The organism is Bordetella genomosp. 6 (assembly GCF_002119705.1).
Taxonomy (GTDB): Bacteria; Pseudomonadota; Gammaproteobacteria; order Burkholderiales; family Burkholderiaceae_B; genus Bordetella; species Bordetella bronchiseptica_F.
Genome location: NZ_CP021107.1, coordinates 2590574 through 2605713, shown reverse-complemented (window position 1 = coordinate 2605713; position 15140 = coordinate 2590574). Strand labels below are relative to the sequence as shown.

14 protein-coding genes are annotated in these 15140 nt (G+C 71.4%); 3 read left to right on the top strand and 11 right to left on the bottom strand.

Annotated features, from left to right (window positions below):
• Nucleotides 1–8 precede the first annotated feature (8 nt).
• The 7 genes from CAL11_RS12195 to CAL11_RS12165 form a co-directional block, all read right to left on the bottom strand.
• Complete coding sequence (locus tag CAL11_RS12195; RefSeq protein WP_086093081.1) at nt 9–968, bottom strand: SDR family oxidoreductase; 960 nt, start codon at nt 966–968, stop codon at nt 9–11.
• Entirely contained in the window at nt 956–1762 is an 807-nt protein-coding gene (locus tag CAL11_RS12190) for a hydroxypyruvate isomerase family protein (protein ID WP_086094572.1), read from the bottom strand. The genes CAL11_RS12195 and CAL11_RS12190 overlap by 13 nt, the downstream gene beginning before the upstream one ends.
• Complete coding sequence (locus tag CAL11_RS12185) at nt 1759–2655, bottom strand: NAD(P)-dependent oxidoreductase (protein WP_086093080.1); 897 nt, start codon at nt 2653–2655, stop codon at nt 1759–1761. The genes CAL11_RS12190 and CAL11_RS12185 overlap by 4 nt, the downstream gene beginning before the upstream one ends.
• Entirely contained in the window at nt 2652–4364 is a 1713-nt protein-coding gene (gene ilvD / locus CAL11_RS12180) for a dihydroxy-acid dehydratase (protein ID WP_086093079.1), read from the bottom strand. The genes CAL11_RS12185 and ilvD overlap by 4 nt, the downstream gene beginning before the upstream one ends.
• Before the next feature lie 42 nt (nt 4365–4406).
• On the bottom strand, nt 4407–5087 hold the full coding sequence (locus CAL11_RS12175; RefSeq protein WP_033447260.1) for a GntR family transcriptional regulator: 681 nt from the start codon (nt 5085–5087) through the stop codon (nt 4407–4409).
• A 95-nt stretch (nt 5088–5182) separates the two neighbouring features.
• Nucleotides 5183–5860: a GntR family transcriptional regulator gene (locus tag CAL11_RS12170; RefSeq protein ID WP_086093078.1), complete on the bottom strand. Its 678-nt coding sequence runs from the start codon at nt 5858–5860 to the stop codon at nt 5183–5185.
• 6 nt (nt 5861–5866) lie between these two features.
• The gene (locus tag CAL11_RS12165; RefSeq protein WP_086093077.1) at nt 5867–7609 is read right to left on the bottom strand and encodes an IlvD/Edd family dehydratase; all 1743 of its coding nucleotides are present in this window, start codon (nt 7607–7609) and stop codon (nt 5867–5869) included.
• Between the two features lie 231 nt (nt 7610–7840).
• Between CAL11_RS12165 and CAL11_RS12160 the strand changes: the two genes are divergently transcribed.
• Entirely contained in the window at nt 7841–8845 is a 1005-nt protein-coding gene (locus CAL11_RS12160; RefSeq protein WP_033469981.1) for a Bug family tripartite tricarboxylate transporter substrate binding protein, read from the top strand.
• A 12-nt stretch (nt 8846–8857) separates the two neighbouring features.
• Here the strand turns inward: CAL11_RS12160 and CAL11_RS12155 are convergent, their stop codons facing one another.
• The 4 genes from CAL11_RS12155 to CAL11_RS12140 are packed head-to-tail and all read right to left on the bottom strand — an operon-like array spanning nt 8858 to nt 13150.
• On the bottom strand, nt 8858–10495 hold the full coding sequence (locus CAL11_RS12155; RefSeq protein WP_086093076.1) for a GMC family oxidoreductase: 1638 nt from the start codon (nt 10493–10495) through the stop codon (nt 8858–8860).
• 16 nt (nt 10496–10511) lie between these two features.
• Entirely contained in the window at nt 10512–11519 is a 1008-nt protein-coding gene (locus tag CAL11_RS12150) for an ABC transporter substrate-binding protein (RefSeq protein ID WP_080703406.1), read from the bottom strand.
• Between the two features lie 22 nt (nt 11520–11541).
• Nucleotides 11542–12363 carry an ABC transporter ATP-binding protein gene (locus tag CAL11_RS12145; RefSeq protein ID WP_003812108.1) on the bottom strand — a complete coding sequence of 274 codons (822 nt, stop codon included), beginning with the start codon at nt 12361–12363 and terminating at the stop codon, nt 11542–11544.
• Between the two features lie 19 nt (nt 12364–12382).
• Nucleotides 12383–13150, bottom strand: coding sequence for an ABC transporter permease (locus tag CAL11_RS12140; RefSeq protein WP_003817050.1), 768 nt, complete (start codon nt 13148–13150; stop codon nt 12383–12385).
• A gap of 99 nt (nt 13151–13249) precedes the next feature.
• On the opposite strand from CAL11_RS12140, the gene CAL11_RS12135 reads away from it, so the two are divergent.
• A complete protein-coding gene (locus CAL11_RS12135) occupies nt 13250–13975 on the top strand; it encodes a GntR family transcriptional regulator (RefSeq protein WP_033448101.1) in 726 nt (241 codons plus the stop codon).
• Between the two features lie 7 nt (nt 13976–13982).
• Nucleotides 13983–15131, top strand: a complete 1149-nt coding sequence (locus CAL11_RS12130) for a mandelate racemase/muconate lactonizing enzyme family protein (RefSeq protein WP_033469987.1) — start codon at nt 13983–13985, stop codon at nt 15129–15131.
• Nucleotides 15132–15140: the final 9 nt, after the last annotated feature.

Here is a 15140-nt window from a genome sequence, read left to right as displayed (position 1 = left end):
CGGCAGGATCAAGGCGGCGGGCCGACGGCCCGCTCCAGCAGCGCCGGCAGGCTGCCGTCGTGGCGAAAGCCGGCGGCCTGCGCGGCATCGCATCGCAGGGGAGGCTGGTTGCCGAACTGCGCTTCGATATCGGGGCGCGGCGCGTAACGCACCAATGGCGTGGCCGCGCCCTGGCTGCGCGCATCGAAGGCTTGCACGATGTCGCGCACCGACACGTGCAGCGCCGGCAGCGTCCAGGCGGTGCGGCCGCCGGGCGGCGGCGCCTGGGCGGTCAGCTCGGCGGCGCGCAGCAGGTTGTCCACGCAGCACGGCAGCGACATCAGCCACAGCGTGGCCTGCGGGCCGACCGGCATTTCGCACGGCTGGCCCGCCGCCAGCGCGCGCAGCAGCGTGCTGGAGAACGCCGACCAGGCGCCGTTGGGCGCAGGCGGGCGGGGCGCCACGCCGGGCAGGCGCACCGCGCGGCCGCGCACGAAGCCGCGTCGCGTGTAGTCGGCCAGCAGGATCTCGACCGCCTGTTTCTGCGCGCCATAGCTCAGCGCCGGCGCCAGCGGCGTGTCGTCGGTGACGAGCGCGGGCAGCGGCGCGCCGTAGACGGCGATGCTGCTGGTGAACACCAGCCCGGGCGAGCGGCCCTGGCGGCGCAACCGCTCCAGCAGCCGCAGCGAGCCTTCCAGGTTGACGCGCAGGCCCAGCTCGAACTCCAGTTCGGCGCGCCCGCTGGCGACGCAGGCCAGATGGAACACCAGGTCCGGCGGCGGGTCGGTGATGGCCGCCAGCGTGGCGGGGTCGGCGAAGTCGCCGGCCACCTGGCGCACGCGCGGGTCGGCCGGCGCGGCGTCGAAGGCCAGGTCGCACAGCGTCAGCTGTTCGAGCGCGCCATGGCCGGGCACGCCGGGCAGGGCGCACAGGCGCTCGGCCAGGGCGCGGCCGATGTAGCCGTTGGCGCCGGTGATCAGGACGCGCATGCCGCACCTCCCGCGCCGCAGGCGGCGTCGTAGGCGCCGCGCCAGGCCTTCAGGCCGGCGCTGGCCAGGCCGCGCGGCGTGTACTCGCATCCCACCCAGCCATCGTAGCCGCTTTGCGCCAGCAGGCGCAGCGCGGCGGCCACCGGCGGGCTGGCCGGATCGGGTTCGTGGCGCCCGTCGGGGCCGGCGAACTGCACGTGGCGCACCAGCGGCAGCACGCGGCGCAGCTCGGCGTGCGGGTCCAGCCCTTCGCGCAGGTTGTGGTAGATGTCGAACTGCAGGCCGACGTTCGGCTGGCCGACCGCGCGGACGATGTCGGCGGCCTGCTCGGGCAGGTAATAGAAATAGCCCGGCATGTCGGCGCGATTGAGCGGCTCCAGGGTCAGCGTGACGCCGGCCTGCGCGGCGCGCGGCGCGGCCCGCTGGAGGTTGCCGACCAGCGTGGCGCGGCATTCGTCCATGCCGGCCGGCGCCGGCGGCATGCCCGCCATGGCGTGCACGATGCGGCAGCCGGTGGCGCGGCACACCGCCAGGGCCTGCTCCAGCGCGGCCGCGAAATCGGCTTCGCGGCCGGGCACGCAGGCCAGGCCTTTCTCGCCGGCCGGGCCCAGCGGCGTGTTGACCAGCGCCAGGGCCAGGCCGTGCTCGCGCAGCTGCGCCGCCAACTGCTCGGGCGGCAGGTCGTACGGAAACAGGATCTCCACCCCCGCGAAGCCGTCCTCGCGCGCGGCGGCCATGCGCGCGGCCAGCGGCAGGCCGGGATACAGCAGCGTCAGGTTGGCGGCCAGTTTCATGCGGGCTCCCTGGCGGGCGCGGCCGGCCGCTCGGGCCACGCCACGCGCACGATGTCGGACAGGTCGCCGGGGCCCAGGCCGCGCGCGGCGGCCGTGCGGTAGCTGTCGAGCACGCCCTGCAGCCCGCGCAGTTGCGTGCCGCTGGCTGCGGCCAGCGCGGCCACGTTCTCCAGGTCTTTCAGCATGGTCTCCAGGGCGCCCAGCGGTTGTTCGACCGGCGCGGTCATGCGCGGCACGAAGATGCGCAGCAAGACCGAATCGGCCCAGCCGCCGGCCAGGGCGGTGTCGAGGGCGGCGGCGTCGATGCCGTTGCGGCGGGCCAGGGCCACGGCTTCGGCGATGGCGTTGACCGTGGTGGCCACGATGGTCTGGTTGCACAGTTTGCCGATCTGGCCGGCGCCGGTGTCGCCCAGTCGCGTCACGCGGCCGGCGTAGGCGCGCAGCCAGGGTTGCGCGGCCTCGATCGCCGCGGCCGGCCCGCCCGCCAGGACGGACAGCGTGCCGGCCTGCGCGCCGGCCACGCCGCCGGAGACCGGCGCGTCGATCCATACGCGGCCGCTGGCGGCCAGCAGGCGCGCCGCCAGCGCGCGGGTGGCGTCCGGTTCGATGCTGGAGTGGTCCACCAGCAGGCCGCCGGCCACTTCGGCCACGCCGTGCGGCCCGAACACCGTGGCCTGCACCGCGGCCTGGTCGGTCAGGCACAGCAACACCGCCTGCGCGCCCGCCGCCGCCTCGGCCGGCGTGGCGCACACCACCGCGCCGTCGGCCGCCAGCGTGCGCGCCTTGGCCGCGCTGCGATTCCAGACGCGCACTCGATGGCCGGCCGCCAGCAGGCGCCGTATCATCGGCGCGCCCATCAGGCCGGCGCCGCAGAAAGCCAGGGTGGCGCTCATTCGGCCTCCGGCGTTTCGTAAGGCCAATCGACCTGGCCGGAGTGGGTGACCGCGCCCTGGCAGGCCGGGCGCACCAGCGCGGCGTATTTCTCCAGCGCGCCGGCCAGGCGCGCCTGCGGCGGCGCCCGGTAGGCGGCGCGGCGGCGCGCCAGCTCCTCGTCGGACAGCGCCACCTCCAGCGTATCGGCCTCGGCGTCGATGTGGATCATGTCGCCGTCGCGCAGCAGCGCGATGGGGCCGCCGGCGGCCGCTTCCGGCCCGGCGTAGCCGATGCACAGGCCGCGCGTGGCGCCCGAGAAGCGGCCGTCGGTCAGCAGCGCCACTTTCTCGCCCATCCCCTGTCCATACAGGGCGGCCGTGACGCTGAGCATCTCGCGCATGCCCGGCCCGCCCCTGGGGCCCTCGTTGCGGATGACCAGGACGTCGCCCGGCTGGTAGGCGTGGGTGGACACCGCGCGCATGCAGGCTTCCTCGTTCTCGAACACGCGCGCCGGCCCGGAGAATTTCAGCGACTTCAGGCCGGCGATCTTCAGCAGCGCGCCGTCGGGGCTGAGATTGCCCTTGAGCACGGCCACGCCGCCGGTGGGGTGCAGGGCCTGGCCGCAAGCGCGCACGACCTTGCCGTCGGGCGCGGGCGTGTCGGCCAGGGCCTCGGCCAGCGTGCGGCCGTCGAGCGTCAGCACGCTGCCGTCGACGTAGCCGCCGTCCAGCAGGGCCTTGAGCACCACCGGCACGCCGCCGGCCTCGTGCAGGTCGCGCGCCAGGTAGCGGCCGCCGGGCTGCAGGTCGGCGATCAGCGGCGTGCGCTTGAACACCCGGGCCACGTCGTCCAGCGTGAAAGCGATGCCGGCCTCGTGCGCGATGGCCGGAATGTGCAGGGCGGCGTTGGTCGAGCCGCCGGTGGCCGCCACCGCGGCGCAGGCGTTCTCCAGGCTGGCGCGCGTCACCAGCTGGCGCGGTAGCGGGCCGCCGGCGGCCAGGGCGCGCATCACATGCTCGCCGGCGCGCTGCGCGATGGCCAGCCGTTCGCTGTAGACCGCGGGCATCATCGCCGAACCCAGCGGCGACAGGCCCAGCGCCTCGCCCACCATGGCCATGGTGTTGGCGGTGAACTGGCCCGGGCACGAGCCCGCCGAGGGCGTACAGGTGCGCTCCATCGCCTTGAGCTCGGCCGCCGCCATGGTGCCGTGCTGCACCCGGCCGACGGCTTCGATGGTGTCGAGGATGGTGGCCTGGCCGCTGGCCGCGTGGCCGGGCAGGGTGGCGCCGCCGTACAGGAACACCGCCGGCACGTTCAGCCGCACGATGGCCATCATCATGGCCGGCAGCGTCTTGTCGCAGCCGGCGAACGCCACCAGCCCGTCATAGGCGTGCCCGCGCACCACCAGCTCGACGCTGTCGGCGATGGTCTCGCGCGACAGCAGGCTCATGCGCATGCCGGCGTGGTTCATCGAGGTGCCGTCGGAGATCGAGATGGTCGAGAAGCTGATCGGCACGCCGCCGCCGGCGGCCACGCCCAGGCGGGCGCGGTCGGCCTGCGGCGCCAGGGCCATGGAGCAGGGCGTGTTCTCGCCTTGCGTGCTCACGATGCCGACCATGGATTTCTCCAGGGCGGCGTCGTCGAAACCGGTGGCGCGCAGGAAGGCGCGATGCGGCGTGCGCGTCAGGCCTTGGGTAACCATGCGGGAACGGTGCTTATGCAGGGACATGAATCGGTTCCATGGAAAAAGGCGAAACGGGTCGGGGCCGGCTCAGGGCATGGCGGGTTGCAGCGCCTGCAGCCTGTCGAAGGCCCAGCTGATGTCCTGCGCCATGACCGCGCGCGCGCTGTCGGCGTCGCGCCGCGCGATGGCCTCGACGATGGCCGCGTGCAGCTCGGCCGAGGGGCGTTCGTCGGAATGCATCAGCTCGCGCGTGGCGCGCAGGTAGGGGCCGGACTGCAGCCACAGGCTTTCGATGGTGGCCAGCATCGAGTCCGAGCGCGCGGCGCGGTAGATGGTGAAGTGAAAGCGCTGGTTGTTCTCCAGCCCGGCCTGGACCGACGCCGTATCGCTGAGCGACCTGCCGATCTGGTCGGCCAGCGCGCGCAGTTCGGCCAGTTCCGGCGCCGTGATGTGCTCGACCGCCCAGGCGGTGACATGGCCCTCGATCAGCACGCGGGCGCGGCGGATGTCTTCCAGGCTGGCGCGCGAGATCACCGGCACGCGCACCGAGCGGCTCTTCATCGGTTCGAGCGCGCGCTGCGTGACCAGCCGGCGCAGCGCTTCGCGCACCGGCATGGCGCTGGTGCCGAATGCATCGGCCAGCTCCTGGATGCCGAGCACCGCGCCGGCGGCATAGTCGCCGCGCATCAGGTGGTCGCGCAGGCGCCGGTAGATGGCTTCGTTGACGGAGGTGTGGACGAGCGGGTCGGGGTGAGTCAGCGCAGGCATTTGATCTTTGATCAAAGATTTTTCGCTACGCTACCGGGCCAGGGGGCTACCCCACCATAGGGGTTTGCCCGGCTGTTTCGTGTCAGGCAGAGGGTTCAGCCGGCGCGCAGCCCGGCGGCGGCCAGATAGGCGTCGCGCGAAGGCAGCAGATGGCTGCGGCACAGCGCCACCAGCGCGGCGCGGTCGCCCTGGCGCAGCGCCTCGATCATGGCCCAGTGCTCCTGGCGCGCGCGCTCGCGGTAGCCGGCCGCGGCCAGGCTGCCGAAGCGGATCGGATGGGTGCGGCGCGCGTATTCCTCGATGGCCTGTCGCAGCACCGGGTTGTCGAGCAGGCCGAACAATTCGCGATGGAACCGCTGGTTGCTGCGGAACACGCGCCGCGCGTCGCCCGCGGCCACCGCGGCGTCGTGCTCGCGCTGCACGGCCACCAGCGCGGCCAGGCGCGCCTCGTCCACGGGCAGGGCGATGCGCTCGGCCGCGCGCGTCTCCAGCAGTTCGCGCAGGTCGTACAGGTCCATGACTTCGCGCGCGGTGAACGCGTGCACCTCGGCGCCCACGTTGCGCTTGCGTTCGACCGCGCCGCGCTGCTCCAGCTGCGCCAGCACCTGGCGCACCGCGTGCCGCTTCAGTCCGAAGCGCGCCATCAGCTCGTCCTCGGTCAGGCGCTGGCGCGGAAACAGCCGGCCGAAGACGATGTCTTCTTCCAGCTGTTCCACCGCCAGGTCCAGGGCGTCGGCGGGCGGCGGGTCGGCGGGCAGGGCGGTCAGGGTCATGGGGGCTCAGCGCGGCGGCACGGTCTGCTTGCTGGCGGGTGCGCGCAGGAAGTCGAAGTCTACCCCCTGGTCGGCCTGCGTGACCGTGTCGAGGAACAGCTTGCGGTAGCCGCGCTCGGCCTGCGGCCGTTCGATCGGTTGGGCGGCGGCGCGCTGCGCCAGCTCGGCCTCGCTGACCAGCAGGCTGATTTCGCGCTGGCGCACCGACAGGCGGATGCGGTCGCCATTGCGCACGTAGGCCAGCGGCCCGCCGATGGCGGCTTCGGGCGTGACGTGCAGCACGATGGTGCCGGCGGCGGTGCCGCTCATGCGGCCGTCGGAGACGCGCACCATGTCCTTGACGCCGGCGCGCGCCAGCTTGCGCGGGATCGGCATGTAGCCTGCCTCGGGCATGCCGGGCGCGCCGGTGGGCCCGATGCGCTTGAGCACCAGGATGTCGTCGGCCGTGACGTCGAGCGTCTCGTCGTCGATGCGGCGCGCCATGTCCTCGGCGTCCTCGAACACCACGGCGCGGCCTTCATGCTCCATCAGCCGGGAATCGGCGGCCGACTGCTTGATGATGGCGCCGCCCGGCGCCAGGTTGCCGCGCAGCACCGCCAGGCCGCCCACAGGATAGATCGGGGCGTCGAAGGCGCGGATCACCTCCTGCGCGAACGGCGCGGGCGCGGCGTCGAGCTCCTCGCCCAGCGTGCGGCCGGAGACGGTGAGGGCGTCCAGGTGCAGCAGCGGGCGCAGTTCGCGCAGCAGCGCCGGCATGCCGCCGGCCTTGTGGAAGTCTTCCATGTAGTGCTGGCCCGAGGGCTTGAGGTCCACCAGCACCGGCGTCTCGCGGCTCATGCGGTCCAGGCCGGCCAGGTCGATGTCGATGCCCAGGCGGCCGGCGATGGCCGTCAGGTGCACGATGCCGTTGGTCGAGCCGCCGATGGCCAGCAGCACGCGCAGCGCGTTTTCGATGGCCTTGCCGGTCAGGATGCGGTCGGGGGTCAGGCGCGCCGCCGCCATGGCCACGGCGGTGGCGCCGGTGCGTTCGGCCACGCGGATGCGGTCGGCCGTGACCGCCGGCGCCGAGGCGCCGCCGCTGATCATCATGCCCAGCGCCTCGGTCAGGCAGGCCATGGTGCTGGCCGTGCCCATGACCGAACAGGTGCCCACGCTGGCCACCAGCTGGTTGTTGACGTCGGTGATCTCGGCCGTGCCGATTTCGTCGGCGCGGTAGCGGCCCCAGTAGCGGCGGCAATCGGTACAGGCGCCGACCCGCTCGCCGCGGTGCGAGCCGGTCAGCATCGAGCCGGTCACCAGCTGGACGGCCGGCACGCCGGCCGAGGCCGCGCCCATCAGCTGCGCGGGCACCGTCTTGTCGCAGCCGCCGATCAGCACCACCGCGTCCATGGGCTGGGCGCGGATCATCTCCTCGGTGTCCATCGACATCAGGTTGCGCAGGTACATGCTGGTGGGCTGCGAGAAGCTCTCGTGCACCGAGATGGTGGGAAAGTCCACCGGCAGCCCGCCGGCCAGCATCACGCCGCGCTTGACCGCCTCGACCAGTTGCGGGGCGTTGCCATGGCAGGGGTTGTAGCTGCTGCCGGTGTTGACGATGCCGATGACCGGGCGCGCCAGCGCATCGTCGGTATAGCCGGCGCCCTTGATGAAGGCCTTGCGCAGGAACAGCGAAAAGCCGGTGTCGCCGTAGTTGGTCAGGCCCTTGGACAGGCCGCCGGGCGGCTGGCCGCCTTGGTCGTGCTGGGTCATCTAACGCCTCGATAATATTATTGATAATTCAGGCGGCTATCATAGCCAGCGCGCAATCCCGGCCGCAAGCGAATTCCAGGATTTTCTTTATTGATCTGTTTTATGGATCATTCAATAGAAAAATACGGATTCATCAATCAAGAAATGCCGCCTACACTGCGGCCAAAGCGAGCGGGGCGCCTGCACCTGCTCCGTCAGATCCACCACCCGGCACACAGGAGGAGAACATCCATGTCCGACCGTCAATCCGCGCGCCTGCCGCGCCGCGCAGCCCTCTGTTCCATGCTGGCGCTGTGCGCCGGTTTCGCGCTGCAGCCCGTCGCCGCGCAGAACGCTTATCCCGACCGTCCCATCCGCATGATCGTGCCGTACCCCCCGGGCGGCGCCACGGACGTGATCGGCCGCGTGCTGGCCAAGGAAATGAGCGGTGCGCTGGGCCAGTCGGTGGTGGTCGAGAACCGCGCCGGCGCGGCCGGCAACATCGGCGCCGACGTCGTGGCCAAGGCCACGCCGGATGGCTACACCATCCTGATGGGCGCCATGACCAGCCATGCCATCAACGCGGAGCTCTACCAGGGCCGCGTGTCGTATGACATCGAAAAGAGTTTCGCGCCCGTGGCCATCGTGGGCACGGTGCCGCTGGTGTTCGTGGTCAACCCCAGCGTGCCGGCCGATTCGCTGCAAAGCCTGATCGCGCTGGCCAGGTCCAAGCCCGGCTACCTGACCATGGCGTCGGCCGGCAACGGCTCGCCGCAGCACCTGGCCGGCGAAATGTTCAAGCGCGTGGCCGGCGTGGATCTGCTGCACGTGCCGTACAAGGGCAGCGGCCCGGCCATGACCGACCTGATGGGCGGCCAGGTGCTCAGCATGATCGAGACCGTGCCGGCGGCGCAGGGCAACGTCAAGGGCGGCAAGCTGCGCGCGCTGGCGGTGGCCTCGGCGCAGCGCGTCGAATCGCTGCCCGATGTGCCTACCACGGCCGAGGCCGGCCTGCCCAATTTCCAGGTCAGTTCGATGTTCGGCATCGCCGCGCCGGCCGGCACGCCGGCCCCGGTGGTCGAGCGCCTGAACGCCGTGCTCAAGGAAGCGCTGGCCAAGCCCGAGGTGCAGACCGCCTTGCTGAACCAGGGCGCCATCTCGACCTGGACCACGCCCGCCGACGCCGCCGCGCGCATCAGCGCCGAGCGCAAGCAGTGGGCCGGCGTGATCGCCGAAGCCGGCGTGAAGGCCGAGTAAGCCTGGCGCGGGTCAGGCGGCGGCCAGCCGCTGCCTGCCCCGCACCAGGTCGGCGCCTTTCTCGCCGATCAGGATGGCCGCGGCGTTGGTGTTGGCCGACACCATCGCCGGCATCACCGACGCATCGATCAGCCGCAGCCGCTCCACCCCGCGCACCCGCAGCTCGGGGTCCACCACCGAGGCCGGGTCGCCGCCCATGCGGCATGAGCCGCTGGCGTGGAACACGGTGCCGCCGCGCGTGCGCGCGAACCGTTCCAGGTCGGCGTCGCCGCGCACGGCTTCGCCCGGCATGTATTCCTCGCCGCTCAGATGATGGCGAAACGCCGGCTGGTGGTAGATCTCGCGCAGGAGTTTCAAGCCCGACACCAGCACCTTGATGTCGTGCGGGTCGGTCAGGTAGTTGGCGACGATGCGCGGCGCCTCGAACGGATCGGCGCTGCGCAGCTCCACCGTGCCGCGCGACAGCGGCCGGCACTGCGTGGCCGACGCGGAAAAGCCCGAGAAGCCATGCAGCGCGTCGCCGGGCTTGTCCACCGACAGCGGCATCACGTTGAACAGCACGTCGGCGCGCCCGTCGCGCGCGTGCTCGCTGCGCACCATGCCGCCCACCTGGCCAGCGCCCACGGTCAGCGGGCCGTCCTGGCGCAGCAGCCAGCGCGCGCCCATGCCCAGCAGCTTCATGGGATTGCGTACGTCGTCGTTGAGAGAGAGCGGATGCCTGAGCTTGACGATGACGCGCGCCTGGTAGTGGTCCTGCAGGTTGCGGCCGACTTCCGGCGCGTCGACCTGCACGGCCACGCCGTGGCGGCGCAGCAGTCCGGCCGGGCCCACGCCCGACAGCTGCAGCAGCTGCGGCGACTGCAGCGCGCCGGCGGCCAGCAGCACCTCGGCCTCGGCCTGGGCCTGCGCCGGCTGGCCGCGCCGGCGCTCGTCCACCCATTGCACGCCGCGGCACACGCCGCCGTCGATCAGCAGGCGCGTGACGCGCACGCCGGTCAGCACGGTCAGGTTGGGCCGGCCGCGCACCGGATGCAGGAACGCGGTGGCCGCGCTGCAGCGCCAGTGCCCCTTGAGCGTGAGCTGGTAATTGCCCAGGCCGCTGTCTTGCGCGCCGTTGAAATCGGGATTGGCGCCAAAGCCGGCCTGCAGCCCGGCCTCGACCCAGTCGCGGCACAGGGGGTGGTCGTTGCGCAGGTCCGAGACGCACAGCTCGCCGGCGCCGCCGTGGTATTCGCTGGCTCCGCCGCTGTAGCGCTCGGACTTGCGGAAGTAGGGCAGCACGTCGCGATAGCCCCAGCCCTGCGCGCCGGCGCGCGCCCAGTCATCGTAGTCCGCATGCTGGCCGCGGATGTAGATCAGCCCGTTGATCGAACTGGAGCCGCCCAGCACGCGGCCGCGCGGCCAGACGATGGGACGGTTGCCGGTCTCGGCCTGGGGCTCGACCGGAAACTGCCACGAGAAGCGCGGATCGTAGATCGAGCGGAAGTATCCCACCGGCAGGCGCAGCCAGAAGTTGCGGTCCTCGCCGCCGGCCTCCAGCAGCAGCACGCGGCAGGCCGGGTCGGCGGTGAGGCGGTTGGCCAGCACGCAGCCGGCCGAGCCGGCGCCGACGATGATGTAGTCATACGAAGCGGACAGGGCGGGCGGCATCGGATCCTGGGCGCGCTCAGGCGCGCACGGCCTCCATGTAGGGCTTGGGGTCGAAGTAGCGCTCGGCCGGCACCGGCTGGGCGATGTTGGCGCTTTGCACGAAGAAATCGGTGACCTGCTGCAGCCACTTGGTCACGGTGCCGTCGGCGTAGCGCTGGCGCCATTCGGCGGCGGTGAAGTACTTCGAGGCCTTGAACTGCTCTTTCAGGTCCGGCAGCGGGACTTGCTGGTAGTGGTTCTTCTGCAGGGCCACCAGCGCCTCGTCGGTATGCGACAGCAGGTAGTCGTTGGTCTCGGCCCAGGCCTGGATCAGGGCGTTGATGATCTTGGGATTCTTGTCGTAGTAGTCGTTGCGCGCCGCCCATCCGCCCACGATGGCCGCCTCCGGGTAGAACGCCGAGGCATCGAGCAGCTTGCGCGCGCCGGGCAGCTTCTGGCGGATGGTCACGTCGAACGGCACCCACAGCGCCACCGCCGGCACCGCGCCCGAAATGAACGAGGTGACGGCCTCGGCCATGCGCTGGTTGACGATCTGCACGTCCTTGCCCGCCTGCAGCCCGACGCTGCGCAGGGCGCGGTCCAGGAACACGTGCGCAGTCGTGCCGGTGGTGGTCGAGATCTTCTTGCCCTTGAGGTCGGCCAGAGTCTTGATGCCCGCATCCTCGCGCACCCACAGCTGGGCGGTGGCGTATTCGATGTTGTTGACCAGGAACACCTTGCCCTGTCCGCGCGCCGGGAAGTTCGACACCACCGCGCCGGTCGAGAGCATGTCCAGGCTGCCGCCTATCATGGCCTGGAACAGTTCCAGGCCGGTGGTGAACTGGATCAGTTCCAGGTCCAGCCCGTGCTTGGCGAACGCGCCGGTCTGCTGCCCGGTCCAGATCTGGCCGTCGACGGCCGGCGTATGCAGGTAGCCGACGCGCACCTTGTCGCGGGCGCGCGCCAGGGAGGGGACGCCGATGCCGGCCATGGCGGCCGCCAGGGCGCCGGTCTTGAGCAAGGTTCTGCGCTGCGGGTTCATCATGGTGTGGCTCCTCGAGTGGGCTTCAATCGGACAGGCGCACGGTCTGGCGCGCCTGCTTGGCATACTCTTCCATGACCAGCGCGCGGATGTGCGAGCGCAGCTCGCCGAAGCGCGGGTCCTCGTGCAGGTTCTCGGCCCGTGGATAGCCGAACGGCACGTCGATGATGGTGCGGATGCGCGCCGGGCGCGCGGTGACCACCACGATGCGCGACGACAGGTAGATGGCTTCCTCGACCGAGTGCGTGATCAGCATGACGGTCTTGCCCTCGGTCATCTGCACCTGCAGCAGCAGGTCCTGCATGGCCGAGCGGGTTTGCGCGTCGAGCGCGCCGAACGGCTCGTCCATCAGCAGGAACTGCGGCTTGACCGCATAGGCGCGCGCCAGCGCCAGGCGCTGGCGCATGCCGCCGGACAGGTGCTTGGGATAGTGGTGGGCGAAGTCGCCCAGGCCCATCAGCGTCATGTAGCGCTGGCAGATCTGCGCGCGTTCGCCGGCCGCCACGCGGTTGCTGCGCAGGTTCAGGCCGAAGGCGATGTTCTCGCGCACCGTCAGCCAGGGGAACACGCCGTATTCCTGGAAGATCACGCCGCGGTCGGGCCCGGGGCCGCCGACCGGCTGGCCGTCGAGCAGCACGCGGCCGGCGGTGGGCTGCACGAAGCCGCCCACCAGTCCCATCATGGTGGTCTTGCCGCAACCCGAGGGGCCGATCACCGAGACGAACTCGCCCTGGCGGATTTCGTAGTTGATGCCGTCGAGCACGCGCATCGGGCCGTCGGCGGTAGGGTAGTCCACGCAGACATCCTCGAAGCGGATGCGCACGTCGGAGGCGGGGGTCGCGCTCATGCAGGATCTCCGTGGTCGGTCAGGCGATGCGGTCCTGCCAGGCCACCAGCCGGCGCGCGGCCGCGCGCAGGGCGAGGTCCATGGCCAGGGCGATGAAGCCGATGCAGATGATGCCGACATAGATGATGTCGAGCTGGAAGAACGACGAGGCGTCCTGGATCAGCGCGCCCAGCCCCTGCTGCGCCGCGATCAGTTCCGAGGCCACCAGCGTGGCCCAGGCCACGCCCAGCGCCACGCGCAGCGCGGTCAGCATGTGCGGGATGGTCAGGGGCACGATGACCTTGCGGAAGATCTCGCCGTCGGTCGCGCCCAGCGTCTTGGCCACGCGCACGAAGATCGGGTTGATCTGCGAGATGCCTTCGTACATGACGATGACGCCGGCGAAGAACGAGGCGTAGAACAGGATGGCGATCTTGGCCGTCTCGCCGATGCCGAAATACACGATGACCAGCGGGATCAGCGCGATGGGGGGCAGGGCGCGGAAGAAGTTGATGACCGGATCGATGAAGCTGCGCACGCCGCGGTACCAGCCCAGCACGAAACCCACCGGCACCGCCAGCAGGGTGCCCAGGCACACGCCCACGAACACGCGCTGGGTCGACATGAGGATGTCGTGCGGCAGGCGCGCCTGCATCAGGGCCACGAACCGCGTCCAGACTTCGCCGGGGCTGGGCACCAGGGCCGGGCTGACCAGCCCGCTGGCGCGAATGCCGTACCAGAGCAGCACGATCAGCAGCCACGGGGCCAGGACCAGCAGCGCGCGCATGGGCGCGGATCGACGCTTCACGTTTCCTCCTTGGGGGATGATCGGCAGTGACTTGCTCTTATTGTGATCAGATCGTACCATAGACCATACGTTAAGCAAATAAAGAATTCCGCTGAGCTTATGGCCATCAATTTCCACGACAGTCCCATCCCGCGCTACCTGCAATTGGCCGACCTGATGCGCCAGCGCATCGCCCGGGGCCAGTGGGGCCAGGGGCACCGGCTGCCGTCGCTGGAGGAGCTGGTGGCGGAGTTCGGCGTGGCGCGCGTGACGGTGCGCCAGGCCATCGACGTGCTCACGCGCGAGGGGCTGGTGTCGCCGCAGCAGGGGCGCGGCACCTTCGTCACCGGCCTGCCGCCCAACGACCGCTGGCTGCAGGTGCAGACCACGCTGGCCGAGCTGGCCAAGGTCTACCGCGACACCAGGCCCAAGATCGTCAATATCGACGAGACCATCACCAATCCGCCGCTGACCGCGCAGGATGGCGTGGCGGCCGAGCGCTATGTCTACATGCGCCGGGTGCACGAACGCGAGGGGCGGCCGTATTGCGTGATCAATATCTACCTGGACGAGCAGATCTTCCGCCGCGACCCGGTGCGCTACCGCAACGAAACCGTCATTCCGCTGCTGGTGTCCGATCCGGCCCTGCGCATCGCGCGCGCGCACCAGGTGCTGACCATCGGCACCGCCGACATGGAAGTCGCCGGCCATCTGCAGGTGCCGGTCAACACGCCGATCGCCGAGGTGCGGCGGCTGTTCCTCGACGAGACCGGCAAGGTGGTGTACCTGAGCGAAGTCTCGTATCGCGGCGATTTCATCCACCTGGAAATGAACCTGATCCCCTGAGGACGCCATGACACGCGATGCCGCTTCGATCACGCCCGCGCGGGTGCGCGCGCATGTGTTCCGCTATCCGGTCAGCACGCCGGTCAAGACCTCGTTCGGCACCATGCACGACCGGCCGGCGGTGCTGGTCGAGGTCGAGGACAGCGATGGCGCGGTAGGCTGGGGCGAGGTCTGGTGCAACTTTCCGGCCTGCGGCGCCGAACACCGCGCCCGCCTGGTCGAAACCGTGCTGGCGCCGCTGCTGACCGCGCGCGCGTTCGCCGATCCGGCGCAGGCCTTCGCCCATCTCGAGGCGAGCACCGCGGTGCTGGCCATCCAGACCGGCGAGCCCGGCCCGCTGGCCCAGGCCATCGCGGGGCTGGACATTGCGCTGTGCGACCTGGCCGCGCGCCGCGCCGGCCAGCCGCTGTGGGCCTGGCTGGGCGGCAGCGGCGACCGCATCGGCGTGTACGCCAGCGGCATCAACCCCGAGAACCCCGAGGACGTCGTGGCGCGCAAGGCGGCCGAAGGCTACCGCGCCTTCAAGCTGAAGGTGGGCTTCGACGATGCGCGCGACGTCCGCAATGCCCTGCGCGTGCGCGAACTGCTGGGCCAGGCCGCGCCGCTGATGGCCGACGCCAACCAGGGCTGGGACCTGCCGCGCGCGCGCCAGATGGCGCAGCGCCTGGGGCCGGCGCGGCTGGACTGGCTGGAAGAGCCGTTGCGCGCCGACCGCCCGGCCGCCGAGTGGGCCGAGCTGGCCCGGGCCGCGCCCATGCCGCTGGCCGGCGGCGAGAACATCGCCGGCGTGGCGGGTTTCGAGGCGGCGCTGGCCGCGCGCAGCCTGCGCGTGATGCAGCCCGACCTGGCCAAGTGGGGCGGCTTCAGCGGCTGCCTGCCGGTGGCGCGCGCCGTGGTCGCCGCCGGCCTGCGCTATTGCCCGCACTACCTGGGCGCCGGCATCGGCCTGCAGGCGTCGGCGCACCTGCTGGCGGCCGTGCCGGGCCGGGCCAGCCCCGGGCTGCTCGAAGTCGACGCCAACGACAACCCCTTGCGCAGCCTGCTCAGCCCGGCGCTGGGGACCTTGCACGAAGGCGGCATCACGCTGGGCCAGGCGCCTGGCCTGGGCGTCACGCCCGACCTGGCGGCCCTGCGCGCCGCCTGCGCCGGGCGCTGAGGGCGCCCG